Below are 23,704 nucleotides of genomic sequence, written 5' to 3' on the forward strand. Positions count from 1 at the left end.
TGCGACACATCTGGTGTGTCCATCCTCGCAGTATCCGGTTCTCAAGGTGCACGCCTGCGCCGGTTCCCGGTCCGACCGGGCCGCGCGGCAAGGAGATATATTGCCAGACCGCGAAGCGGTGTGGGACGTCAATTCCACTCTTCACAAGTCCTACACAATATATCGCTTTCTATATAAGTAATAGAAAGGCTGGTGCAGAAATACTGCACGTATCAGATGATGACCCTTCGGTTAAGAGATATATAAAGATCGGTCACCTGTAAGTGTCTATTTACCCGCGCTTTTGCTATATAAACCAGCGCCTTAGATAAAAAGAGGGAGCGCCGCGCACAGCGCGACACTCCCCTAGCGATTCAAGAGAATCAATTAGGCCTCGAGAGCCTTCTTGGCGATGGTAGCCAGCTCGTTGAAAGACTCGATGTCCTCGTAAGCCATCTGAGCCAGGACCTTGCGGTCGAGCTCGATACCGGCGACCTTCAGGCCGTGCATGAACTGAGAGTAAGAGATGTCGTTCAGGCGAGCAGCAGCGTTGATACGGGTGATCCAGAGAGAGCGAATCTCGCGCTTCTTATTGCGGCGGTCACGGTACTGATACTGCAGAGAGTGCTGGACCTGCTCTTTAGCATGCTTGTAAGTACGCGAAGCGGCACCGTAGTAACCCTTCGCACGGTGCATAACGGTACGGCGCTTCTTCTTGGCGGCAACAGCGCGCTTGATACGTGCCATGTTCTATCAACTCCTAGACGGTTAAACGAAAAACGGGAACGCTAACTTAGGCGAGACGCGACTTGATGACCTTGCGGTCGGCAGCGGCGATCTCGGTCTCCTGACGGAAGCCACGCTTACGCTTGGTGGACTTCTTGCTCAGGATGTGGCTCTTGAAAGCCTTGGCGCGCATAAGCTTGCCGGTACCAGTCTTGCGGAAACGCTTCTTGGTGCCGCTGTGGGACTTCATCTTAGGCATGAAATACTCCTTAATCGGTTACAGAACACTAGTTACTTAGTATCACTTGCCGCTTTATCCTCATCAAAGGCGCCCTTAATCGGGGCGAGCAGCATAAGCATGTTACGGCCTTCCATCTTAGGCTTGGACTCGACCGTAGCGTAAGGCTTAAGATCCTCGGCGAGACGCTCGAGAACGTTAAGACCCTGCTCCGGGTGAGCCATCTCACGGCCGCGGAACATGATGGTGATCTTAACGCGTGCGCCCTTCTTGAGGAAACGCAGAACGTGGCCCTTCTTGGTCTCGTAGTCGCCAACGTCGATCTTGGGTCGGAACTTCATTTCCTTAACCTCGACCTTGGACTGGTTCTTACGAGCAGCCTTGGCCTTCATGGCCTGCTGGTACTTGAACTTACCGTAGTCCATGACCTTGCAGACCGGCGGCTCCGCGTTGGGAGCGATCTCGACAAGGTCGAGACCCTGATCGTCGGCGACGCGCTGGGCATCGCGGATGGCGAACAGGCCGAGCTGAGAGCCATCGACGCCAATCAAACGGCACGAAGATGCAGTGATCTCGTCGTTGATGCGGGTGTCATCAGACTTAGCTATTTTCCCTACCTCCATTCATAAAAAAATAACCCGGCGCTTTTTTGCAACCAGGTCGTACACATAGACATCCTCGATATGAGGAAGAGAATCTAAGTTGTATGACCAGTCAGCTGCTCATTGGCGCCAAAAGGTGGGAACCCTCGGGTTCCTCTTTAGGGCATTGCGGAAACAACGCCTTGGCGATAATAACACGTACCGCTCGTTATCACATTACGTACACGAAAAAGGGGGCCTCGACCCCCTTGAACGCTCTTTTGCATGTATGGTGCCCGAGGCGAGACTCGAAGGGCCTTCGCTTCGCGAAGCCCCGGGCTTCGGGCGCATGGCGCCCTCGCCACGCTCCGCTACAAACAGGCCACAGGCCTGTTTGCTTAACGCTCCGCGCGCTCACGCGAGTTCGGCACGAAAAAGGGGGCCTTAACCCCCTCGAACGCTCTTATGCATGTATGGTGCCCGAGGCGAGACTCGAAGGGCCTTCGCTTCGCGAAGCCCCGGGCTTCGGGCGCATGGCGCCCTCGCCACGCTCCGCTACAAACAGGCCACAGGCCTGTTTGCTTAACGCTCCGCGCGCTCACGCGAGTTCGGCACGAAAAAGGGGGCCTTAACCCCCTCGAACGCTCTTATGCATGTATGGTGCCCGAGGCGAGACTCGAACTCGCACGTTGTTGCCAACGGTGGATTTTGAGTCCACTGCGTCTGCCAATTCCGCCACTCGGGCACGTATTGCGTGAGTTAGTTTATCACAGCTTTCCGTAGATTAGTCCGAAAATGGAACTTCGAGCATTTCGATGAGTTCGACCGTGCGGAGCATCTCGCGCTGACGGCATCCGCGACCGTCGACCGAGGCCTCGCCCATCTGGTTATCGTAGGGGTCCTCACGCATACCGTCAAAGACGGGTTCAAACTCTGCCTGGAACCGACAGTTTGCCACCATGCGCCATGGATCGAGGTTGCCAAAGTAGTGGCGGCGGCGCCATTCCTCCCCCATCCTGCGTGCCGAGGATCCAAACGAGACATCGGCGTTAAGCCAACCCGTCTGCGGTGTATAGAACTCCGCCCAGTCATGCGAGCCCACCGAGTCGGGCGCAACGTACAGGCCGCTCTGCCAACGTGCGGGCACGCCGGCGATGCGGCACATGGTGATAAACGTGAGTGCCATAACACCGCAGTCACCGCGAAGCGAATGCGCGCAGTCATCGGCGATAGAGCCCAGAAGCAGATACGGTGGCTGGTATCGATAGTCGATATGATGCGTCAAATAATCATAGATAGCCCGAGCGCGGTCGAGCTGATCCTCGAGACCATCGATAACATGTTCGGTCAGCTGCTGCAGATACGGCGTGAATGCAATATGCGGTCGGTCCTCGGAAATATCCTTGGGCAGCGGCGCGTCCATACACGGATGCGCCGGAAGCGCTCCCCCGTAGATATCGCAATAAGCGGCATCAATCAGATAACGATAGGTCACTGAGAACGATCGATCAGCCGAGGAAACCCACGAGGCGGTACGCGCCAAAGCGTTCGCGGGAGCAAGGACCCCCTCCGGCGTCATATCGAGAATCTCGATATGAGACTGCTGGCGGCAGGCTGCGGCAACGGGAAGCCACGCGCGAACGGCCTCCCCCTCCAGAGCACCGGGAACAGACACGGATGCTTTAAGCGTAATGGCACGAGACAGCCCGCCCTGTGATTCCATCTTCTTAAGCATCTGGTTGCGCAGCGCAGTTCCATCCGTAGAATCGGGACGCAGGCCCGGAACCTCCTTGGGATACACACGCAAAGAATCAAGGAAGTTGTCGAGAACGAACAGTTCACCATCGATAAAGCGCCAGTCGATGCGTTTGCGATCGATTAGGTCGTCAAACTGATCCTCGGTAAACTCCGGCCACTCCTCGCGGATCATCGCAATAGCCTGATCGCGCGGCACCGAAAAATGAAACGACGTCTCGATCATGCGATACCGCTCGGCACGAACGCAAGCGGCCAACGAGGGATCAGGGCTCTCCTCCAAAAGACGGTCGCAAGCCGCAACAGCCTGCGCCAGGTACCCGGCGTCCTTGAGACGAAGGATCTCAGGTGGCAATCCAATGTCGAGATGACGAAAATCATCGCAACAAACATCAACAGAGCAACCAACGGGGCCCTCGGCAACAACCTTTCCATCGGCAGGCAAAACATTAACGACAGCCATAACCACTCCCACGTAGAACGACAACCCGAGACCATTGTACCGACATAAAAAGAAAGCCCCAACAAGGGAGCCATCAACACCGCTGAGCGGTAGTCAAATAAATAATTCAGCCTCGTAACTTGCGGCGTTAAACGAAGGAAGCCCCGTCCCCCGGAACTGTTTCCTTGGCGCGACTTCTGGCAAAGCCAGTAGCCATCTTAATTCAGCCCAGTAACCCCGTATCGAGTTAACGAAGGAGGCCCCGTTTCCCCGGAGCTGATTCCATCGCGCGACTTCTGGCGAAGCCAGGTGAGCGCGAGGGAAACAGCGTAGGGGAAACGGGGCCTCCGGCGGGAAGTTAAACCGCTACTTACGCCTTGTTGACGGAGCCAAACTCCTCCATGAGCTCCTTGGTGCGGGCAACGATGGCCTCGCGACCGGGCTTCAGGAGCTTGCGGGGGTCATAGCCCTTGCCCTGCTGATCCTTGCCAGCCTCAACGTACTCACGCGTGGCGGCAGCGAAGACAAGCTGCAGGTCGGTGTTGACGTTGATCTTGGAGATGCCCAGGGAGATGGCCTTCTTGATCTGATCCTCGGGGATGCCGGTACCACCGTGCAGAACGAGGGGCAGGTCGCCGGTCTGAGCCTTGATCTCGCTCAGACGCTCGAAGGAAAGACCGGCCCAGTCGGCGGGATATACGCCGTGGATGTTGCCGATGCCGCAGGCGAGGAAATCGACGCCCAGGTCAGCAATCTGCTTGCACTCAGCGGGGTCAGCGAGCTCGCCGTTGGAGGTCACGCCGTCCTCGGTACCGCCGATGCCGCCGACCTCGGCCTCGATGGACATGCCCTTGGAATGGGCAAGCTCAACGAGCTCCTTGGTGCGATCGAGGTTAAGCTGGAAGGTTTCCTCGTGAGAGCCGTCATACATGATGGACGTGAAGCCGGCCTCGATGCACTTGAAGCAGTCCTCGTAAGAACCGTGATCGAGGTGAAGGGCGACGGGAACGGTAACACCCGTGGCCTCGACGGCAGCCTTGACCATGTCGGCGCAGACCTTGAAACCGCCCATCCACTTAGCGGCACCAGCGGTGCACTGAAGGATCAGCGGAGACTTGGCCTCCTCGGCGGCCTGGAGAATAGCCAGAGTCCACTCGAGGTTGTTGGTGTTGAAGGCACCGAGAGCATACTTGCCGGCCTCGGCCTTCTTGAGCATGTCTGCTGCGTTGACGAGCATAAAAGAAACCTCCTGTAAGGTTGCTCCGATAACGCATGAGATTTTACCACGGCGTACCCGAGCGTAAACGTTCGTTTGTTCACGAATATCGTCCAAACAGACTTTTTTTGACCGTTTGCCCTACGGAATCGGCCCGTTGGGGAAAATATCTTGACGTTTGGACACTTCTCGTGCTTAAGCAGCTGACTGCAAAGCTACATCTGCATGAAAGGGTTCTGCATGAGCTCGCGCGCCATAGTGGTCGAATCACCATGCCCGGTTAGGCAAACGGTATCGGGCGGGAGAAGCCGGGCGAGCTTGGAGAGCGAGCGCAAAATCGCCGCCTCGTCTCCACCGGCGAGATCGGTGCGGCCGTGGCTGCCCGGGAACAGGGTGTCGCCAACAAAGGCGATGCTTCCCTGCTCGGTGGCGGCGAACAAGACAATGCCACCCGGTGTGTGACCGGGCGTCTCGATCACCTGCAGGCAGATATCGCCCAATTCAATCGTATCGCCCTCAGCAAGCAATCGCGTCGGCTCGCCCGGATCGGGCGTATCGATGCCCCACATCGCTCGCTGCTCCTCGATATTCTCACGAGATACCAACACGTCCTTCGCACCTAACTCATATAGGAAACCCTTACCGACGGCGGCTCGCGCTCCGGCAACGCCACCTATGTGATCGGCATGGCCATGGGTGCAGACAGCGCCTAGCACGTGCGCGTCAGGATGCTTGGCATAGATATGTTCCACAAGACGCTCACCTTCCCAGGCCGGATCGATAATCAGGCATTCGCCGCTCGAGATTACGGCGTAACTGTTGGTCTGAATGGGGCCGTTTACAAGCGCCTCGATCGAAGCCATACCCCGAGGGGTTAAGTCCAAAGCTGCAGTGACCATGAGCACGTCCTCCTTCTACAAGCGTCGAGGCATCAAACGATGCCTCGAACGTAGCCAATATCATTACCGTTGTGCGTTCGTCACGCCTATACGCGACGCTTAAGCTGAGCCCCACCCTCGCCAGGCATCAGACGGCGTGCGTCATAGACCGAGTCGACACTGCTGATGGATGCCAGCAGCGGATCCAGACCGCTCGCGTCCGAAATCTCGACCATAAAGCGCAGGGTCGCAATGCCCTCGCGGTTGGTCGAGGTAGCGGCGGAAAGGATATTTCCGCCTGCATCGCCAATGGCGATGGTGACATCCTTGAGCAAGCCCATACGATCCAAGCACTCGACCACGATCTCGACCTGGAAAAGCGTATCGGCAGCACCATCCCACTCCACGTCAATCATGCGCTCGGGGTGTTCCATGAGACCCTTGACGTTGGGGCAGTTGGCACGATGCACCGAGACGCCTCGACCGCGCGTGATAAAGCCCACGATGTCGTCGCCCGTCACCGGATTGCAGCAATGCGCCAGACGAACCAGCAGGCCGCTGTTGCTCTCGCCCTTGACGATAATGCCGTTGCTTGCACTCTTGCCACGCTTTTGCGGTTTGCGGTTGGAACCGCGGGCAGGCTGCTTGACGACCTCAGCGATAGCTTCGGCCTTGGTGAGCTGCTCCTCGGGCTTGGGATCCAAGATTTGCTCGACCTTATTGCCCACAGCGCGCGGGGCGACCTTGCCCGCGCCAACGGCTGCGAACAGGTCCTCGAGTTGCTTGAAGTTAAACTGCTCCGCCACGGCATTGAGTGCACGCGTGGATCGCGGCGTAGAGATGCCGTACCCGCGCTTGCGCAGGTCCTTGGCCAGCATATCGCGACCGGCAGCAGCGTCATCGTCTTTGGTCGCAGCGGCGAAGTAACGGCGAATCTTTGACTTGGCCGAAGGCGTCTTGACGATCTTGAGCCAATCGCGCGACGGCTTGGAGCTCTTGTTAGTCAGGATCTCGACACGGTCACCCGTCTTGATTTCGTGCGTGAGCGGAGCCACCGCACCGTTGATTTTGGCGCCGACGCAGTGGTTGCCGACCTCGGTATGAACAGCGTAGGCAAAGTCGAGCGGTGTAGAGCCCGCACGAAGCGCCATGACCTCACCCTTGGGCGTAAAGACAAAAATCTCCTGGTCAAACAGGTCGACCTTCAGTGAGTGCAGATATTCTTTGGCATCGGTGATCTCGTCAGAGGCTGCCCAATCGAGCGAGTGCTTGAGCCAGTTAATCTGATCGTCCAGACGCTGTGCGTCGTTGGTCTTGGAGGCAGACGATCCGCCCGATTTCTTATATAGCCAGTGGGCGGCGATGCCGTACTCGGCCTGCTCGTGCATCTCGTAGGTTCGAATCTGAATCTCGAGCGGACGGGCCGTGGGGCCGATAACCGTCGTATGGAGCGATTGGTAGTTATTGACCTTGGGCATGGCGATATAGTCTTTAAAACGACCGGGCATGGGATGCCACAAAGTATGCACGGCACCAAGCGTGGAATAGCAATCGCGCACCGAATGGGTGATGACGCGCAGCGCCACCAGATCATAAATCTCGGAGAACTCCTTGCCCTTGCGCTTCATCTTTTGATAGATGGACCAATAGTGCTTGGAACGACCGTTGATCTGAAAACCCTCAAGGCCAATGCGGTCGAGCTCATCGGTAAGCGTCTTGATAGTCTCGGCCAGAAAGCGTTCGCGAACCTCGCGTGACTCTGCCACCATGCGGGCGATGCGCTGGTAAGCGTCGGGTTCAAGGTAGAAGAAGGACAGATCCTCGAGTTCCCACTTGATAGAGCTCATGCCCAGGCGGTCGGCCAGGGGCGCGTACACATCCATGGTCTCGCGCGCCTTAAACAGGCGGCGGTCCTCGCGCAGGGCGGCAAGCGTGCGCATATTATGCAGGCGGTCGGCGAGTTTGACGATGATGACGCGAATGTCCTTGGACATGGCGAGGAACATCTTGCGCAGCGTAAGCGCCTGCTTTTCGTCCATGTTGTCGACTTCGATGTTGGTGAGCTTGGTCACGCCGTCGACGAGCTCTGCCACGGTTTCGCCAAACAGACCCGAAACATCGGCAAGCGAGGTATCGGTATCCTCGACGGTATCGTGCAGCAATGCAGCGCACACCACATCGCAGTCCATCTTAAGGTCGGCCAAAATGATAGCCACCTCGACGGGATGGTTAATGTACATCTCACCCGAGCGCCGCTTTTGGTTGCAGTGCTTCTCGGCAGCAAAGCAGTAGGCCTGCTCCACCTTGGAGAAGTCATCCTCACTCATATATTTAAGGCACAGGCGCTCCAGCTTGTCGTAGCTGTCCGCCATAATCTCGGGCGGCAGATCATCGGCATGCGTATAGTGCTCCATCTCCGAAAAGGGCTGGAGGGCGGAATCATGGGCGGTACGGGCTGCGGCATCCATCGAGGTCCCCTTCCCTAGGCCCGCGGTACGATCGGGCGGTTAATTTTGGTAAGCATATCAGAAGCGCACGAATCGAGTGCCCAACTCCGGAAAGCCGAGAACTCCATGCGCGAGCGCAAGCCCTCCAAATAGCGGATCGACCTGCTCAACTGCACGCGCCCGGGGTTTTCGGTCATCGCGATGCGACGGGTATCGTCAAACCCCGAAACGTGACAGAAACCGAGCTCTTCGAAGATTCCCAAGCCGCTTGCCACCGAACGCTCATCGACCGGCGTGCGCGCGTCGATTGCAAGGCACATCTGCGCAATGTCGATATCGCTTGCGCAGAATGAATCGTCCCCCGTCTTGCCACGATTGGAGCGCCACATGGTCTGCAGCGCCCGATAGAGCGTGACAAGCTCATCGCGCTCGGGCGCGTAACAATCGAGCAGGCGCTCATTAATACGAGCGTCACGAGACGAATAGAGCAGGTGAATCACGGCAGGCTGCCCATCGCGGCCGGCACGGCCACTCATCTGGTTAAACTCAATCGCGCCAAACGGCATGTGGTAGAGCACGACATGGCGGATATCGGGCAGGTTGACGCCCTCACCGAAGGCCGAGGTTGAAACGATGCAGCTCAGGCTGCCATCTCGAAACGCCTCCTCGACGCGTCGGCGATCGGAACGCGCAAGCCCGGCGTTATAGAACGCGATATGGGTCGCGCAGTCGGGCACACGTTTGCGCAACGTCTTGGCAAGCGCCACGGACTGGTCGCGCGAGTTCACGTAGATGACGGTCTTCTCCCCCGTCGCAACGATCGAAACCAGGCGATTTTCACGGCTCGCAAGGTCACGATCGTCCTCGAGTTGTAGGTTCTCGCGAACGGTCTCGTCGACCACCGTGCTGGTAATCGGCAATACGCGAGCAAGCTCTGCCACAACTGGAGCCGTCGCGGTAGCCGTTGCCGCCATGACAACGGGGTCGCCCAGGGCTTTAAGAATATCGGGCATATCGAGGTATGCACTCCGGTCACCACCCTTAGCAAGACCGGCATGGTGCGCCTCATCGATAACAACGAAGCCAATACGTCCAGAACGCGCAAATCGATCGCGGTGGATAGACAAGAACTCGGGCGTCGTGAGAACGATACCGGTGCGACCCGAAGCAAGGCCGGCGAACACGTCATCGCGTACGGCCTCCACGGTCTCGCCAGTCAGCACGCCGACACCAATGCCGAGCGCGGCCATCGTCGAGGAAAGGTGATAGGCCTGATCGGCAACGAGCGAACGCAGAGGATAGACAAAAATACTCGCACGCCCGCGAAGAACCGCCTCGCGCGCGGCATGCACATGGAAAATCAGAGACTTGCCACGCCCCGTCCCCATAACGGCCAAAACGCTCTGATGGTCGGCAAGCGCGTCGAGTGCCTCGACCTGCGCGCGATGCGGCTGGTTCGAGCCGATAAAGCTATGGATAAGCGAGCGCGTGAGCTCGGTATAAGAAAGCTGGGCGAGCGTCTCGCGTTTACGCGACTCCAGGCGCAGACCAGAATCCGCCGGTTGCACGCCGCGGCGAAGCTCACATGCCGGATCGTCGATATTGGGCGCCGCGGTATCGCGCACCAAGACATCTTTGATCATGAGCTTGGGCTTCACACGTCCCTGCCAATGCTCGGCCACGGCCTCGAACACCAAGTCGACGGCGCTGTCGCAATTGATGAGCCTATCGATCTGCGGCACGCGGAACATGATGGCCGGCACACTCGCGGCACCATCGGTCGCCACAAAGCGCATGTGCTCGCCGGTTTTGCCCACCACGGCGCGATCGCACATCGTCACGCCCTCGGCGGCCAGAAGCGGCACCTTATTGCCCTGGCCAAACGGCTCAAGACGGGAAATTTGCTCGATGGTCTCGATATTTAGCTCGGAGAGATCAACGGTGGCGGCAACCTCGTCAGTGTCCTCAAAGTCCTCGGCGGGAAGCTCCGATAGCACGGCCGAAAGGCGACGGCGGAACTCATCGAGCTTGGATGCCTCGATGGTCACACCCACCGCACCGGCATGCCCGCCGCGACGAATCAGCAGGTCGGAGCAACGCTCGACGGCGTCGAACAGGTTGATCTTGCCCACCGAGCGGCCCGATCCGCGCGCAACGCCATCCTCGATCGAGAAGAGCAGCGCCGGCACGTGATAGCGATTGGTCAAGCGGCTCGCCACGATGCCCTTGACGCCCTCGTGCCAGCCCTCGCCGCCCACGACGATTGCGCGCCCGCCGTCATAAGTCTCCTCGACCTTCGCCATGGCATCGCGCGTAAGCTCGGCCTCGATCTCGCGGCGTTGGCGATTGATTTCCTCGAGCTCGGCGGCAAGCGCGCTCGCTTCGATGGGGTCGCGGGCAAGCAGCAGGTCGAGCGCCAGCTTGGGATCGGCCATGCGGCCGGCAGCATTCAGACGGGGGATGAGCGAAAACGACAGGCCGTCGGCCGTAATGGTAGAAAGGTCGGCCTTGGCAAGTGCGGCAAGCGCGATATAGCCGGGACGGGCCGTCACGCGCATCTGCTGGATGCCCTCGGCGACCAGTGCGCGATTCTCGGGCGTAAGCGGCATCATGTCGGACACGGTGCCCAGCGCCGCGACCTCTATCAGCGAACGCCAATACGACGGCTTGCCCAAACGCTCGCCCAGGACCTGCACCAGCTTGAGTGCCACGCCGGCACCGGCAAGCTCGCGCGAGGGACCCTTGTCCTCGAGCTTGGGGTCGGTCAGGGGCACGTCCTGCGGCACCTGGTCGGACGGCTCGTGATGGTCCGTGACCACCAAATCGATCCCCAGGCTCTCCAGATAGGAGGCCTCTTCCTTGGCGGCAATGCCGTTATCGACGGTCACGATCAGCTGGGGGCGAGCGAGCTCGTTAACGCGGTCGAGCGCCGCACGCGACAGGCCGTAGCCCTCGTCAAAACGATGCGGAATAAACGGCGTGACGTTGGCGCCAAACGAACGCAGCGCCTCGGTCAACAGACAAGTCGACGTAATGCCGTCGACGTCAAAATCGCCAAAGACGGCGATGCGCTCGTGGCTGCGAATAGCACGCTCAACGCGGTCGACGACGACCGCCATACCCGGAATAACGAGCGGGTCCGCCCAGTCGCGATCGAGCGAAGGCGTCAAAAAAAGCTGGCCTTCCTCGATGGATGTAATGCCGTGCGCAACCATAATGCGCGCCACCAGCCCGGGTATGCCCAGGCCAGCCGAAAGCTCCTTTTCGAGCTCGGGGTTTTGCTGAGCGACCGCCCAGCGATGCGTTGTCTTAAGCGATGACATAGGCGCCCACCCCCGATAGGGGCAGGTCGCCGCGATACCTCTCACGGTTCATAGCGATGAGTCCTCTGTGTATGCCCGCTTCGGCAGGCAGATCTGTTGTACGGATTTATTATACCGTGCGGCGCGGACGCACAACGTCCAGCACGCCGTGGTTTCGATAAACGAGGGCGGTAATAGCCTCGAAATAATCGGGCGTTTCAGCCACACGGACGCATGCGAGCGTCTAGCATATCCATTCAAAACGGATTCACGAGCAAAGGGAGTCACAAGCGCATATGAAGCAATGGGTTGGACTGGGTAAGTTCCTCGCGGGGCATATGCAGATCATCGTTCCGATTTGCGTGACGCTCGGCGTGCTCTTTCCCCAGCAGATCGGCGTATTCAAGCCCATCGTCCCCACCCTGTTTGCCTTTATGACGTTCCAAGGTGCCCTCAGCAACACCTTCCATCAGGTAGCCGAAGTATTCCGCCGTCCGCTGCACCTGATTTTGGCGCTGCTGGTCTCGGCGGTGCTTATTCCCATAACAGCCTATGCCATGGGGTCGCTGTTCTTTGGCTCCAACCCCAACCTAGTCTGCGGTATCGTGCTCGAGTACAGCGTACCTGTGGCAGTCACTGCCTTTATGTGGATTAGCATGTTCGGCGGCAACGGCCCGCTCGCGCTCACCATCATCCTGACGTCCTCGGTTATCTCACCCGTTACGATTCCGCTCACGCTTAAGCTCTTGCTGGGCGCCACCGTCTCGATCGACGTGCCGGGCATGATGCAGAACATGGCCTTCATGATCGCTATCCCCGCCCTGCTCGGCATCGTGATTAACGAACTCACGCGCGGATGGGGACACGAGAAGCTCTCCCCCGCGCTCTCGCCCGCCTGCAAGTTCATGATGATGGGTGTTATCGCGTCGAACTCCACCGCCATGAGCGAGTACGTGCTGCACATGAACGCGGTGCGCTTGGAAGTCGCCCTCTTTATTTTAATCTTCGCCATCAGCGGCTTTGTCATCGGTATTCTGGTCGCCCGCGCACTGCATCTGCCGTATAGCGAAACGACTACCATGTGCTTTACCTGCGGCATGCGCAACATCTCTTCGGGCGCCGTCATCGCCACGCAATACTTTCCGGGCGAAGTCGTATTTCCCGTCATGTGCGGAACGCTGTTTCAGCAGGTACTTGCCTCGCTTATCGGGCATCTCTTTGAGCGTCTAACCGGCGAGGAGCGCGCTGCCCAGCGCAAGCGCGTCGAGGCCGGCCGCGACGCCATGGCACGCTAGACTGTCCGCATTACGCGGGTGTTAGTCTTGCTATACGAGCGTTTCCAGATGCGCGCGCAGGCGCTCAGCATCGATATCGAGCGTCGTCTCGGCATTGACCTGGGCCAAACGATAGCCGACAAAGTAGGGCGAAACCACCCAACGCGGCAGCGCCTTGGCAATGGTCCGACCGCCCAGGTGATAGAAGAACAAGTTGTACGACTCTGCACGGCCACCGTGGTGCTCGTTTAGGATATAACGCAGAGCTACCTGGATCGCATCGGCGAAGAGATCCGCCTCGGCTTGGTCCCGCGTGTCATCGCTGGCGGCGATTCCCCGCGGAGCTGAAACGTTGACCTCAAAGAACCCCATAATCGGTTCGGTTGAGATGTTGACCGCAATTCTCCCCTGTTGCCAGACATTGATACCTTCGAAATTGGCGGAAGTCAGCGAAGCATAGCCATCTTCCTGCTCCAAACCCACAATCTGCATGTGCGGATGAACGAGACTACCGCCCGAGAGCGGACCCTTGTTCTTGTACATGAGCACGCTTCGATACTGCCGTGAATCGATCATCTGCTGCCAGCAACCCAGGGCAAACCGCATCACATGATGCAGCTCGTCCGGCGCATAGGTCACCAGGTCTGCGTCATGGTCGGACGACTCGATCAGCACGGTTTGACGGGTGGCGCGCAGGGTCTTGAACTTATTCTCGAGCCAGATACAGTCACCGTCGCGCCGGATGATATTGGCGAGTTCCTCGGTATCGCAAAAGGGGCACGCGGTGCCAGGGCGCCGGTTGTCGTCGGGCTTCCCGCTCGCCTGCTGAACGTCAAATACCAGGGGCACGGGTTATACCTCCAGCGGCACGATCTTGGTGCCATGGAGCTCGGAGACGCCCAGTGCCGCAGCCACGGTATCGCGGTTGGCCGCGGAAATGCCGCCGCCGGGAAGGATGGTCAGGCGATCGTCCGCGTAGTCGATAAGGTGCGACAGATGCTCCAGGTTGTCCTCAATCGGCGTGCCGGCGGCACCGCCATGCGTAAGGATGCGCGTTATGCCGCAGTCGGCGAGCGTGTCAATCGCGTCGAGCTGAGCCTCGGGCGAGAGCTGGTCAAACGCCATGTGAAAGGTGATGTCGATGGATTCGCGCTTGCACTCCTCGGTCGCGCAGCCCGCAGCCATCACAAGGGCGCCCAACGCAAGTTCATCGAGCGCCCATCCGCCGGCACAAGGCTTGCAGCAACCAAAGACCAAGCCATCGACGCCGGCGCTTACGGCAAGGCCCAAGTCCATCTCCATCATGCGCAGCTCGTCCTGGTTGTAGTAAAAGTCGCCGCCACGCGGACGGATCATGCACATCACCCGTGCATCGTGCTCGCGAGCATAGCTGGTCGTAGCGCTGATAACGCCGGCCGAGGGCGTGGTGCCACCAACCGCAAGGTTGTCGCACAGCTCAATGCGTCCCGCACCGGCCGCAATGGCCGCCGGCACCCGCTCAAAGTTCTCGGCACAAAACTCGTACAGCATAGATAGACCCCCCAGATGACACTTCTATTTCCACACGGCATTGTCGCACTTTAAATACCAAGCCAACGGATCATTTCAAAAGGGGCGCTGACCGAGTTGGTCAGCGCCCCTATTACTGGATGGATTAACCACCAAGATAAGCTTTGCGGACGTTGTCGTCGTGCAGCAGCTCTTGGCCGGTGCCGGTCATGGTGATCTTGCCGGTCTCGAGCACGTAGCCGCGTGTGGCGATGGAAAGCGCCATCTGCGCGTTCTGCTCGACCAGGAGCACCGTGGTGCCGGCCTTGTGCAAATCCTCGACAATCTGGAAGATCTGCTCGATCAGGATCGGCGCCAGACCCATGGAGGGTTCGTCGAGCATGAGCAGCTTGGGGTTACTCATAAGGGCACGACCCATAACGAGCATCTGCTGCTCGCCGCCCGAAAGGGTGCCGGCCACCTGGCGACGGCGTTCCTTCAGGCGCGGGAACTGCTCGTAAACACGTTCGAGGCCCGGGGCAACCGTGGACTTGGGCTGTGTATAGGCACCCATCTCCAGGTTCTCCTCGACCGTCATCTGCAAAAAGGCACGACGCCCCTCGGGTACCTGAGACAGGCCCTTGCCAACCAGCTTGTCGGCGGGCGTATGGATAATGTCCTCGCCCATAAACTTGATGGAGCCGGTCTTGGAGCGCAGCAGGCCCGAGACAGTCTTGAGCGTCGTGGACTTGCCGGCGCCGTTCGCGCCAATCAGGGCCACGATCTCGCCCTCGTTAACGTTAAAGGAGATGTCCTTAATGGCGTGGATGGCGCCGTACCAGACGTTGATGTTGTAGACGGAAAGCATCGGCTCTGCCATTTAGTTCTCCCCCTTATCCTGCTTGCCCAGATAAGCCTCAATAACGGCTTCGTTGTTCTGGATTTCCTCGGCCGTGCCCTTGGCGATGACCTTGCCAAAGTTAAGCACGCAGATACCCTCGCAAATATTCATGACGAGCGACATGTCGTGCTCGATGAGCATGATGGCAATGCCAAAGGTGTCGCGAATCTTGACGATGTTCGCCATGAGCTCCGCAGTCTCGGACGGGTTCATGCCGGCGGCAGGCTCGTCGAGCAGTAGTAGCTTGGGATTGGTGGCAAGCGCGCGGACGATCTCCAAACGACGCTGAGCGCCGTAAGGTAGCGAGCCGGCCTGCTCGTTTGCCAGATGTTCCATATCAAAGATAGACAGAAGCTCCATGGCGCGCTCATGGGCGGCCTTCTCGTGCTTCCAATACGTCGGCAGGCGCAGCACGCCCTCAAAGCCGGAGTAGCGCTCCTGGTTGTGCAGGCCGACCTTTACGTTGTCCTCCACCGTCATGGTGTTGAACAGGCGGATGTTTTGGAAGGTACGAGCGATACCCATGCGGTTGACCTGGTAGACGGACTTGCCCGAGGTGTCCTCACCGTCGAGCAGGATGGTGCCGTGCGTGGGCTGGTACACCTTGGTGAGCAGGTTGAAGACCGTGGTCTTGCCGGCGCCGTTGGGGCCGATGAGACCGGCGATCTCGGTCTTACCGATGGTCAGGCTAAAGTCGTCGACCGCCTTAAGGCCGCCGAACTCAATGCCCAGGTGGATGCACTCGAGCGCCGGGCGCTCGCCCAGGTCGCGGTCAGGAACGATGGCGCCAGAAGGATACGGGACCATCTTGCCCTTGTTGAACTCAAACTTACTGGGCATCGGTTGCCACCTCCTTCTTGGAAGCAAAGCGGTCCTTAATGCGCGCGAAGAACGCCTTGAGCTGCGGGTTGTTAGTAAAGACCATGACCAGAATCAACACGATGGCGTAGATGAGCATGCGGTAGTCCGAGAACTGACGGAGCAGCTCGGGGAGCACCGTGAGCAGCGCCGCCGCGATGACGGAACCGCGCATGTTGCCCAGACCGCCCAGGACCACGAACACCAGAATGAGAATCGACGTGTTGAAGTCGAACTTAGTGGCGGAGAGCTGCGAGAAGTTACCGCCGAAGAGGGCTCCGGCAGCACCGGCGAGAGCGGCGGAAACCACGAAGGCGATCATGCGGTACTGGGTGACGGAGATACCCACGGACTCGGCAGCGATCTTGTTATCGCGCACGGCCATGATGGCACGACCGGTGCGGCTGCGGACCAAGTTGAGCACAATCACGAGCGCAACCATAACCAGGATGGCGCCAGCAAGGAACGTCGAGTAGGTCGAAACACCAGATGCGCCCTGGGCACCCTTGATGATAGCGGTGCCGTCTTCGAGCAGGTGTAGGTCGTCGATCGTGGAATTGCCCGTGATGTTAAAGATCACGTGCAGGCCGCGGGAATCGACGCCCACAATGAGGCAGGTAACGATCTCTTTGATAATCTCGCCAAAGGCCAAGGTTACGATGGCCAGGTAGTCACCGCTCAGGCGAAGAACCGGAATACCGATCAGGAAGCCCAGAATGGCGGCGGCGATAGCGCCGACCACAATGCTGATGATCAGGCGCACCGGGTCAGACGGAATGGCGCTCTCCAGCGCGACGGCGGTGACGATTCCCGTATAGGCGCCGACGCTCATAAAACCCGCGTGGCCTAGCGACAAGTCGCCCGCGATGCCGACGACGAGGTTGAGCGAGATGGCCATGACGATATAGGCCGTGATGGGAACCAGCTGACCGACAATCATGCGCGGAATCATGTGGTTAGACTGCATAAAGAACACGATGGCGAACGCCACAACGCACATGGCGTACGTGACAAAGTCGTGACGCGTCTGCTTGTCTGTAAGAAACTTCATAACGCTCACCTACACCTTCTCGGGTACGTACTTGCCCAAGAGGCCGGCAGGCTTGACGAGCAGGACGATGATCAAAACGCCAAAGACGATGGAGTTGGCAAGGCTCGTGGAAATGTAAGCCTGCGCCATCGCCTCGATGATGCCGATGAGAATGCCGCCGACAAAGGCACCGGGGATGGAGCCGATGCCGCCGAAAACGGCAGCGTCGAAGGCCTTGATGCCAGGCATGGCGCCCGTGGTGGGCTGCAGAACCGGCGAGTAGGAGCACAGGAGCACACCGGCGATGGCGGCAAGGGCGGAGCCGATGGCGAACGTCATCGAGATGGTGCGGTTGACGTTGATGCCCATGAGCTGAGCGGCGGCCTTGTCCTCGGACACGGCGCGCATGGCCTTGCCCATCTTGGTCTTACCTGTAAAGATCATCAGACCGGCCATGATAACCAGGCAGGCGACGATGGTGACGAGCGAGACGGCACTTACGTTGAACTTGGCCAAGAACTCCGGCACCGGGAAGGTGACGAGCGAAGTGAAGTTCTTGGGCGTGGCGCCCCACAGAAGCTGCGCGGCATTCTGCAGGAAGTAGGACACACCGATGGCCGTAATCAGAACGGCCAGCGGGCCTGCTTGGCGCAGCGGCCTATAGGCCAGACCCTCAATGAGAACACCGAGAACCGTGCAGACCACACAAGAGAGAACTACAGATGCCCAGCCCGGGAGGCCGAGATACGACGTGGCGCAGAACGAGACATAGGCACCGACCATGATGACATCGCCGTGAGCGAAGTTGAGCATCTTGGCGATACCGTAGACCATGGTGTAGCCCAACGCGATGATGGCGTAGACGCTGCCCATGGACAGGCCGTTGACCAGGTATTGGATAAAGACCGTCATGTTCCACATCCCCCTTTCGAATAGGTTTCCAGTTGATGTATGAAACAGGGACGTTACGTTGTCCCCAGATACCAAGCAAGCAGGGAAGGCGAAAACCTCCCCTGCTTGGGATCAAAACCGCTCTATGTAAGGCGGCCTATTAGGCCAGTACGTACTTGCCGTCGGTGATGACATACGCCGTAGGATCCTTCTGGACCTGGCCCTTGTCGTTCCAGGAGAGCTTGCCGGTCAGACCGTCAACGGTAATCTTGAGCATAGCCTTGGGCAGCTTCTCGGCGACCTCGGTCGGGTCGGCGTCGACACCAAGACCGGCCTCCTTGAGGGCCTCGGCCACCGCGTGCACGCCGTCGTAGGCATCGGCGGCAAACTGGTCGGGGGTATCGCCGTACTTATCCTTGTAAGCGTTGACGAAGTCGGCATTCTTCTCGTCGTCGGCGGAGAACGGGGTCATGAGCAGCAGACCCTCGGCAAGAGAGGTGTCGAAGCCCTCGACGCCCAGGATGCCGTCCATGCCGTCGCATCCCATCATCTTGACGTCGTAGCCCATGTCCTTGGCGTTCTTGAGCAGGACGGACGCCGGCGTGTAGTAGATCGGCGCAAAGATCATGGTGGCGCCGGCCTGCTTGGCCTTGGTCAGCTGGTTGGTAAAGCTCGTAGCGGAGTCGTCCTTAAAGGTCTCCTCGTCAACAATCTCGAGCTTAGACTCAGCGGCCTGAGCCTTAAAGGAATCTGCAATGCCCGAAGAATAAGCGTCGCCGGAGTTATAGAACAGCACGAACTTCTCGTCCGCATACTTCTCTGCCAAGAACTTGGCAGCGTTGACGCCCTGGTTGGGGTCGGTAAAGCAAACCTGGAAGACGCAATCCTTTCCGTCGGTGACGTCCTCGGAGGACGCGGACGGGGTGATCATGAATGTCTTGGGGTCGTTACTGCACTCTGCGGCAACGGCAACCGACGCACCCGTGGTGGTCGGGCCGACGAGGGCCTGCATGCCCCAGTCGAGCAGGTTATTAAAGGCGTTGACGGCCTTCTCGCCGTCGGCCTGGTCGTCCTCGGCCTTGCTGGCAAGCGGCAGCTCCTTGGTGGAGAAGTCCTTGCAGCCAAGCTCGACGCCCTGGGTAACGGACTTGCCGTAAGACGCGGCGGCACCGGTCAGCGGGCCAATGGTGCCGATCTTAAACGAAGCGTCGCTCGAAGCGGAACCGCTGTCGCCGCCGTTGGAGGAGCAGCCAGCTAGAATGGACATCGCCCCCAGACCTGCTGCGCTCGCGATAACGCTCCTGCGATTCATAACAGGGTTCAATGACTTACCGGTGAGGCTCGACATGCGGCTCTCCTCTCAAATCTCGTCGGGTTTCGGTTACCCGACAGGCCATCCTCCGCCGTCTTCGGCGTTCGCAAAATAGTAGACGCTTTAGTTGAGAAAAGTGGCGATTATTTCAACTTTTCTTTTGCCTTGTCCATTTATCCATAATTATGCGTATTTCTGTCGGTTTATACAGTTTAGCGACTTTATTGTGTGAAAGTAATGTTTCCGTTCTGTTACAACCTTTCCTGCCCTGAATAACATGGCCCCACCGGTCTCGTTATATGCACTTAGGCGGCGATGTACTTGCCGTCCTGAATCACATAGGCCGTAGCGGGCTTCTCGACTTGGCCCTCGTCGTTCCACGTGAGCTCGCCTGTCAGGCCCTCAATCTTGATCTTGCGCATAGCCTTGGCAAGGTCGCCGGCAATGTCGGCGCCGTCGACCGTAATGTCGATGTCCGCCTCATCGATTGCCTCGACAATCGCGTGGATGCAGTCATAAGCATCAGCGGCAAACTGGTTGGGCGTCTCGTTGTAGGCGTCCTTATATGCCTTGACGAAGTCGGCGTTCTTCTCATCGTCGGCAGAGAACGGGGTCATGAGCAGCACGCCCTCGGCAAGAGAGGTGTCGAAGCCCTCAACGGAGAGCAGGCCGTCCATGCCGTCGGTGCCCATGAGGGTCATTTCGTAGCCCATGTCCTTGGCGTTCTTGAGCAGGACGGACGCCGGCGTGTAATAGATCGGGGCAAAGATAAGCGTGGCGCCGGCCTCCTTGGCCTTGGTGAGCTGGTTGGTAAAGCTCGTGGAAGAGTCGTCCTTAAAGGTCTCGGTATCGACGATATCGAGCTTGGACGCCTTGGCCTGCTCGGCAAAAGCGTCGGCAACGCCCGAGCTATACGTATCGCCGGAGTTGTAGAACAGGGCGATCTTGGCGTCTGCATACTTCTCGGCCAGGAACTTCGCGGCGCTGGCGCCCATGGTGGGATCGGTGAAGCAAACCTGAAAGACCGTGGTCTTATCCTTGGTGACGTCGAGCGACGAGGCCGAAGGCGTGACCATGAGCATATCGTCGGCTATCTCGCCCGAGACGGCGACGGCGGCACCAGTCGTGACGGGGCCGACGAGCGCCTGCATGCCCCAGTCGCACAAGGTATTGAAGGCGTTGATGGCCTTCTCGCCGTCGGCGACGTCATCCTCGGACTTAAGCGAGAGTTTGAGATCCTTGGTCGAGAAGTCCTTGGCGGCGAGCTTGGCACCTTTCTCGGCCGAAACGCCATAGGTTGCCGCGGCGCCGGTCAGAGGGCCGATGACACCGATCTTGAAGGTCTTACCGTCATCGGCGGAGCCGCCGTCCGAGCCACCCGACGAGCAACCAGCGAGCGCGGCAGCGCTGCCGAGCGCCGCGGCGCCGGCAAGAAAGTTCCTACGGCTGAGCGTGCTGTTGATGTTGAACATGGTGTCCCCCTTTTTTTCGCTGGCCGCGGTGCGGCCGTCTTGCGGTACGGGGCAAACCTTATGGCGCAAACGTTGACAGTTTGTTACGGAGTTCCGTTTGTAGCGAGCATGTTTCCAATGTTTCCGCAGCGTTTCGGGGGTGCCGTTTTGTGCGACTCCTGTTGCCTGGCGAGCGCGCGCTCTCGGTTCACGCTAGAATGCACTCAACATTACTTGATCAATCAATCTATAAGATGCACGAAGGAGCTATCTATGAGCGAACCCCTGCGCACCGTGAACGTCGGTCTGATCGGTCTGGGAACCGTCGGCGGCGGCGTGGCCCGTCTGATCAAGAGCCACCACGATGAGTACCTGGCCGCCTACGGCATCGACCTTAAGCTGACCCGCGCCTGCGCGCTTGCCTGGGAGCAGGCCGAGGCAGCCGGTATTGAGCGCGAGGCCTTTACGAGTGACTGGCATGACGTCGTTACCGACCCAGCCGTCGATATCGTCGTCGAGCTGATCGGCGGCGAGCATCCCGCGACCGAGATCTTCACCACCGCCTTTGAGAACGGCAAGCACGTCGTCTCTGCCAACAAGGCCCTGTTGGGCCGCCACGTCGAGACGCTTGCCGAGAAGGCGCGCGCGTGCGGCGTGCAGATTAAGTGCGAGGCCAGCTGCGGCGGCGGCATCCCCATCGTGAGCACGCTCGAGCACGACCTGGTGGGCAACAAGATCCTGACCATCGCCGGCATCCTCAACGGTACCACCAACTATATCCTGTCGCGCATGGACGCCGAGGGCGTCGATTACGCCGACGTGCTTGCCGACGCGCAGGCCAAGGGCTATGCCGAGGCCGACCCGTCCGCCGACGTCGACGGCTTCGACGCCGCCAGCAAGACGGCGATCCTCGCCTCCATCGGCTTTGGCACCCGCGTGACCACCGATGATGTGTACCAGCAGGGCATCCGTACCATCGGCGCCGAGGACATCGCCCAGGCCCGCGAGCTCGGCTACACCATTAAGCTGCTCGGCATCGCCCGCAACACCGACGCCGGCGTCGACGTCCGCGTGCATCCCACGCTGATTCCCGCCGACCACATGCTTGCCAAGGTCAACGGCGCCATGAACGCTGTCTACGTGGTAGGCGACGCCGTGGGCGAGACCATGTTCTACGGTGCCGGCGCAGGCTCCTTCCCCACCGCGAGCGCCGTCGTGGGCGATATCCTGTCGCTCTCCGAGCAGATCAGCCGCGGCGTGGCTCCGCTGCCCGAGATTGAGCCCTATGGCCACAACCTCGCCTTTAAGCCCATGGACGAGCTCCAGACCAAGTACTATGTGCGCCTGAAGGTCGCCGACCGCGTGGGTGCCCTGTCCGAGACGGTCGATATCTTTGCCAAGCACAACATCTCGATCTCGCTCATCAACCAGGTCGAGGACGGCAAGTCGGGCGTCAGCGATGCCTGCTCGGTCATCTTCCTGACGCACCGCGCGCTCGAGAAGGACGTCCAGGCTGCCGCGGCCGAGCTTGCCAGCGTCGACTGCGTGGCCGAGGTCGCCAACGTCCTGCGCATCGAGGACGTCGAGGCCTGGACCGAAGGCGTCATGGCCAACTAACCCAACGCTCGCCTAGCAATACGCGCTTTGAGGGCTCCCGTCCGATGTGGGACGGGAGCCCTTTTGCCTCCTGCCCTAAGCACAACGGCAGAGCACATTTGCGCGAGCCGCTCATCGGTAACGCGCGCTACCGTTCACCGATATGCAAACGCGGTCGATTCCGGCTACCGCTACGCTGTGCTGAGAGTGTCCGCCCGCGATGAGAGGAAGCACTATGTTGCTCGAGGGCAAGAAAGCAATCGTCACCGGAGGCACGCGCGGTATCGGCTATGCCATCGCCTGCCGTTTTATCGAAGAGGGTGCCGCCGTCACCGTCTTTGGCTCGCGCCAGGAGACTGCCGACGCGGCCGTTGAGAAGCTGGCGGCCGCCTATCCCGACGCCAAGGTCTGGGGCCGCTCCTGCGACCTCACCTCACTCGAGGCCGTGACCGAGGCTTTTACCCAGGCTGCAACCGACATGGGCGGCTTGGACACGGTCGTCAACAACGCCGGCATCTCCCAGCGCTCGCCGCTTTTGGACTACACGGCCGAGGAGTTCGCCAAAGTCATGGACCTTAACGTCGTCGCTGTCTTTAACGGTCACCAGGCGGCCGCCAAGATTATGACCGAGGCCGGCCACGGCGGCACCATCACCACCACGAGCTCGATGGTCGCCAAGTACGGTCAGCCCTCCGGCGTCGGTTACCCCACGTCCAAGTTTGCCGTCAACGGCATGGTCCAGTCGCTCTCGCGCGAGCTCGCCCCCATGGGCATTCGCGTCAATGCCGTCGCACCCGGCGTAACCAAAACCGATATGGTCGCCAACCTGCCCGAAGAGGTCATCAAGCCCATCATCGCCACCATTCCGCTGGGTCGCATGGGCGAGCCCGAGGATGTCGCCAACGCCTTTGTTTTCCTGGCGAGCGACATGTCCTCCTACGTCACGGGCGCCGTGCTCCCCGTCGACGGAGCCGCCCGCTCCTAAAGGTCGCAAGCCACGACTTCGAACCTCAACGAGGCCCAACGCAAAAGGCGCGCTGCCTGCATCAACCGCAGGCAGCGCGCCTTGTTCTGTTTGAAAGGGAAACTGCGTCCCGGTATTTCAGCTCAGAACGGGACACAGCTTCCCTCAGGGCCATGTTTCGGAAAATGCGCCCCGTTTTGAACGCCAATTCTGGGACGCGCTTTCCGCAAGGCCTTTGATTCGGAAAGCGCATCCCATTTTGACCGGGACTGCGGACGATTTCTTGGACCGTTACGCGGCCCTTCCCAGCGCGGCGCGGAACTCGGCCGGCGTGCGGCCGCCGAGCGCATCGCTGCGCCTCTCCGTATTGTATCG

General features: G+C 59.5%; 19 protein-coding genes and 1 tRNA gene. 3 read left to right on the forward strand and 17 right to left on the reverse strand.

The window, feature by feature from the left end; genetic code table 11:
- Nucleotides 1-366: 366 nt before the first annotated feature.
- From rplT to recJ, 9 genes are all read right to left on the reverse strand, one after another.
- Entirely contained in the window at nucleotides 367-726 is a 360-nt protein-coding gene (gene rplT, locus ACTQWD_RS07925) for a 50S ribosomal protein L20 (protein WP_006234421.1), read from the reverse strand.
- A gap of 46 nt (nucleotides 727-772) precedes the next feature.
- Nucleotides 773-964 (reverse strand): 50S ribosomal protein L35, encoded by a 192-nt coding sequence (gene rpmI, locus ACTQWD_RS07930; RefSeq protein ID WP_006234422.1) that lies wholly within the window; start codon nucleotides 962-964, stop codon nucleotides 773-775.
- A gap of 32 nt (nucleotides 965-996) precedes the next feature.
- Nucleotides 997-1,566, reverse strand: a complete 570-nt coding sequence (gene infC, locus ACTQWD_RS07935) for a translation initiation factor IF-3 (RefSeq protein WP_006234423.1) — start codon at nucleotides 1,564-1,566, stop codon at nucleotides 997-999.
- 616 nt (nucleotides 1,567-2,182) lie between these two features.
- Nucleotides 2,183-2,269: transfer RNA gene (locus ACTQWD_RS07940), tRNA-Leu, on the reverse strand.
- Nucleotides 2,270-2,308: 39 nt separating this feature from the next.
- Nucleotides 2,309-3,742, reverse strand: a complete 1,434-nt coding sequence (locus ACTQWD_RS07945; RefSeq protein WP_441559698.1) for a transglutaminase-like domain-containing protein — start codon at nucleotides 3,740-3,742, stop codon at nucleotides 2,309-2,311.
- A 349-nt stretch (nucleotides 3,743-4,091) separates the two neighbouring features.
- Complete coding sequence (fba, locus tag ACTQWD_RS07950) at nucleotides 4,092-4,958, reverse strand: class II fructose-1,6-bisphosphate aldolase (protein WP_154517212.1); 867 nt, start codon at nucleotides 4,956-4,958, stop codon at nucleotides 4,092-4,094.
- Nucleotides 4,959-5,152: 194 nt separating this feature from the next.
- Complete coding sequence (locus tag ACTQWD_RS07955; RefSeq protein WP_441559699.1) at nucleotides 5,153-5,836, reverse strand: MBL fold metallo-hydrolase; 684 nt, start codon at nucleotides 5,834-5,836, stop codon at nucleotides 5,153-5,155.
- An 86-nt stretch (nucleotides 5,837-5,922) separates the two neighbouring features.
- Nucleotides 5,923-8,283 carry a RelA/SpoT family protein gene (locus tag ACTQWD_RS07960; protein ID WP_154517206.1) on the reverse strand — a complete coding sequence of 787 codons (2,361 nt, stop codon included), beginning with the start codon at nucleotides 8,281-8,283 and terminating at the stop codon, nucleotides 5,923-5,925.
- Between the two features lie 14 nt (nucleotides 8,284-8,297).
- Complete coding sequence (gene recJ / locus ACTQWD_RS07965) at nucleotides 8,298-11,585, reverse strand: single-stranded-DNA-specific exonuclease RecJ (RefSeq protein ID WP_441559700.1); 3,288 nt, start codon at nucleotides 11,583-11,585, stop codon at nucleotides 8,298-8,300.
- 275 nt (nucleotides 11,586-11,860) lie between these two features.
- Here recJ and ACTQWD_RS07970 point away from each other — a divergent pair, with 275 nt between their 5' ends.
- The gene (locus tag ACTQWD_RS07970) at nucleotides 11,861-12,859 is read left to right on the forward strand and encodes a bile acid:sodium symporter family protein (protein WP_441559701.1); all 999 of its coding nucleotides are present in this window, start codon (nucleotides 11,861-11,863) and stop codon (nucleotides 12,857-12,859) included.
- Between the two features lie 30 nt (nucleotides 12,860-12,889).
- Here ACTQWD_RS07970 and ACTQWD_RS07975 read toward each other — a convergent pair whose 3' ends face one another.
- The 8 genes from ACTQWD_RS07975 to ACTQWD_RS08010 all read right to left on the reverse strand — a co-directional run bounded on the left by ACTQWD_RS07975 (nucleotide 12,890) and on the right by ACTQWD_RS08010 (nucleotide 20,790).
- Entirely contained in the window at nucleotides 12,890-13,687 is a 798-nt protein-coding gene (locus ACTQWD_RS07975) for a DUF4931 domain-containing protein (RefSeq protein WP_441559702.1), read from the reverse strand.
- Between the two features lie 3 nt (nucleotides 13,688-13,690).
- Nucleotides 13,691-14,368, reverse strand: coding sequence for a copper homeostasis protein CutC (locus ACTQWD_RS07980; protein ID WP_441559703.1), 678 nt, complete (start codon nucleotides 14,366-14,368; stop codon nucleotides 13,691-13,693).
- 124 nt (nucleotides 14,369-14,492) lie between these two features.
- Nucleotides 14,493-15,206 carry an ABC transporter ATP-binding protein gene (locus ACTQWD_RS07985; protein WP_229770701.1) on the reverse strand — a complete coding sequence of 238 codons (714 nt, stop codon included), beginning with the start codon at nucleotides 15,204-15,206 and terminating at the stop codon, nucleotides 14,493-14,495.
- Entirely contained in the window at nucleotides 15,207-16,067 is an 861-nt protein-coding gene (locus ACTQWD_RS07990; RefSeq protein ID WP_427719717.1) for an ABC transporter ATP-binding protein, read from the reverse strand.
- Nucleotides 16,057-17,136: a branched-chain amino acid ABC transporter permease gene (locus ACTQWD_RS07995; RefSeq protein ID WP_441064165.1), complete on the reverse strand. Its 1,080-nt coding sequence runs from the start codon at nucleotides 17,134-17,136 to the stop codon at nucleotides 16,057-16,059. The genes ACTQWD_RS07990 and ACTQWD_RS07995 overlap by 11 nt, the downstream gene beginning before the upstream one ends.
- A 9-nt stretch (nucleotides 17,137-17,145) precedes the next feature.
- Nucleotides 17,146-18,027, reverse strand: a complete 882-nt coding sequence (locus ACTQWD_RS08000) for a branched-chain amino acid ABC transporter permease (protein ID WP_154517188.1) — start codon at nucleotides 18,025-18,027, stop codon at nucleotides 17,146-17,148.
- A gap of 139 nt (nucleotides 18,028-18,166) precedes the next feature.
- Nucleotides 18,167-19,354: an ABC transporter substrate-binding protein gene (locus tag ACTQWD_RS08005; protein ID WP_427719715.1), complete on the reverse strand. Its 1,188-nt coding sequence runs from the start codon at nucleotides 19,352-19,354 to the stop codon at nucleotides 18,167-18,169.
- Nucleotides 19,355-19,623: 269 nt separating this feature from the next.
- Nucleotides 19,624-20,790, reverse strand: coding sequence for an ABC transporter substrate-binding protein (locus ACTQWD_RS08010; protein ID WP_427719714.1), 1,167 nt, complete (start codon nucleotides 20,788-20,790; stop codon nucleotides 19,624-19,626).
- 252 nt (nucleotides 20,791-21,042) lie between these two features.
- Between ACTQWD_RS08010 and ACTQWD_RS08015 the strand changes: the two genes are divergently transcribed.
- Both ACTQWD_RS08015 and ACTQWD_RS08020 read left to right on the forward strand, forming a co-directional pair.
- Nucleotides 21,043-22,386 carry a homoserine dehydrogenase gene (locus tag ACTQWD_RS08015; protein ID WP_441559704.1) on the forward strand — a complete coding sequence of 448 codons (1,344 nt, stop codon included), beginning with the start codon at nucleotides 21,043-21,045 and terminating at the stop codon, nucleotides 22,384-22,386.
- A gap of 199 nt (nucleotides 22,387-22,585) precedes the next feature.
- On the forward strand, nucleotides 22,586-23,350 hold the full coding sequence (locus ACTQWD_RS08020) for an SDR family NAD(P)-dependent oxidoreductase (RefSeq protein WP_427729159.1): 765 nt from the start codon (nucleotides 22,586-22,588) through the stop codon (nucleotides 23,348-23,350).
- Nucleotides 23,351-23,704: the final 354 nt, after the last annotated feature.

It is taken from the genome of Collinsella sp. LCP19S3_B6 (assembly GCF_052121815.1).
Lineage (GTDB): Bacteria > Actinomycetota > Coriobacteriia > Coriobacteriales > Coriobacteriaceae > Collinsella.

Excerpts from the sequence above, each read along its gene's own strand:
- rplT (WP_006234421.1), bottom strand. The coding sequence starts at position 726 with ATGGCACGTATCAAGCGCGCTGTTGCCGCCAAGAAGAAGCGCCGTACC.
- rpmI (WP_006234422.1), bottom strand. The coding sequence starts at position 964 with ATGCCTAAGATGAAGTCCCACAGCGGCACCAAGAAGCGTTTCCGCAAG.
- infC (WP_006234423.1), bottom strand. The coding sequence starts at position 1,566 with ATGGAGGTAGGGAAAATAGCTAAGTCTGATGACACCCGCATCAACGAC.
- ACTQWD_RS07945 (WP_441559698.1), bottom strand. The coding sequence starts at position 3,742 with ATGGCTGTCGTTAATGTTTTGCCTGCCGATGGAAAGGTTGTTGCCGAG.
- fba (WP_154517212.1), bottom strand. The coding sequence starts at position 4,958 with ATGCTCGTCAACGCAGCAGACATGCTCAAGAAGGCCGAGGCCGGCAAG.
- ACTQWD_RS07955 (WP_441559699.1), bottom strand. The coding sequence starts at position 5,836 with ATGGTCACTGCAGCTTTGGACTTAACCCCTCGGGGTATGGCTTCGATC.
- ACTQWD_RS07960 (WP_154517206.1), bottom strand. The coding sequence starts at position 8,283 with ATGGATGCCGCAGCCCGTACCGCCCATGATTCCGCCCTCCAGCCCTTT.
- recJ (WP_441559700.1), bottom strand. The coding sequence starts at position 11,585 with ATGTCATCGCTTAAGACAACGCATCGCTGGGCGGTCGCTCAGCAAAAC.
- ACTQWD_RS07970 (WP_441559701.1), top strand. The coding sequence starts at position 11,861 with ATGAAGCAATGGGTTGGACTGGGTAAGTTCCTCGCGGGGCATATGCAG.
- ACTQWD_RS07980 (WP_441559703.1), bottom strand. The coding sequence starts at position 14,368 with ATGCTGTACGAGTTTTGTGCCGAGAACTTTGAGCGGGTGCCGGCGGCC.
- ACTQWD_RS07985 (WP_229770701.1), bottom strand. The coding sequence starts at position 15,206 with ATGGCAGAGCCGATGCTTTCCGTCTACAACATCAACGTCTGGTACGGC.
- ACTQWD_RS07990 (WP_427719717.1), bottom strand. The coding sequence starts at position 16,067 with ATGCCCAGTAAGTTTGAGTTCAACAAGGGCAAGATGGTCCCGTATCCT.
- ACTQWD_RS07995 (WP_441064165.1), bottom strand. The coding sequence starts at position 17,136 with ATGAAGTTTCTTACAGACAAGCAGACGCGTCACGACTTTGTCACGTAC.
- ACTQWD_RS08000 (WP_154517188.1), bottom strand. The coding sequence starts at position 18,027 with ATGACGGTCTTTATCCAATACCTGGTCAACGGCCTGTCCATGGGCAGC.
- ACTQWD_RS08005 (WP_427719715.1), bottom strand. The coding sequence starts at position 19,354 with ATGTCGAGCCTCACCGGTAAGTCATTGAACCCTGTTATGAATCGCAGG.
- ACTQWD_RS08010 (WP_427719714.1), bottom strand. The coding sequence starts at position 20,790 with ATGTTCAACATCAACAGCACGCTCAGCCGTAGGAACTTTCTTGCCGGC.
- ACTQWD_RS08015 (WP_441559704.1), top strand. The coding sequence starts at position 21,043 with ATGAGCGAACCCCTGCGCACCGTGAACGTCGGTCTGATCGGTCTGGGA.
- ACTQWD_RS08020 (WP_427729159.1), top strand. The coding sequence starts at position 22,586 with ATGAGAGGAAGCACTATGTTGCTCGAGGGCAAGAAAGCAATCGTCACC.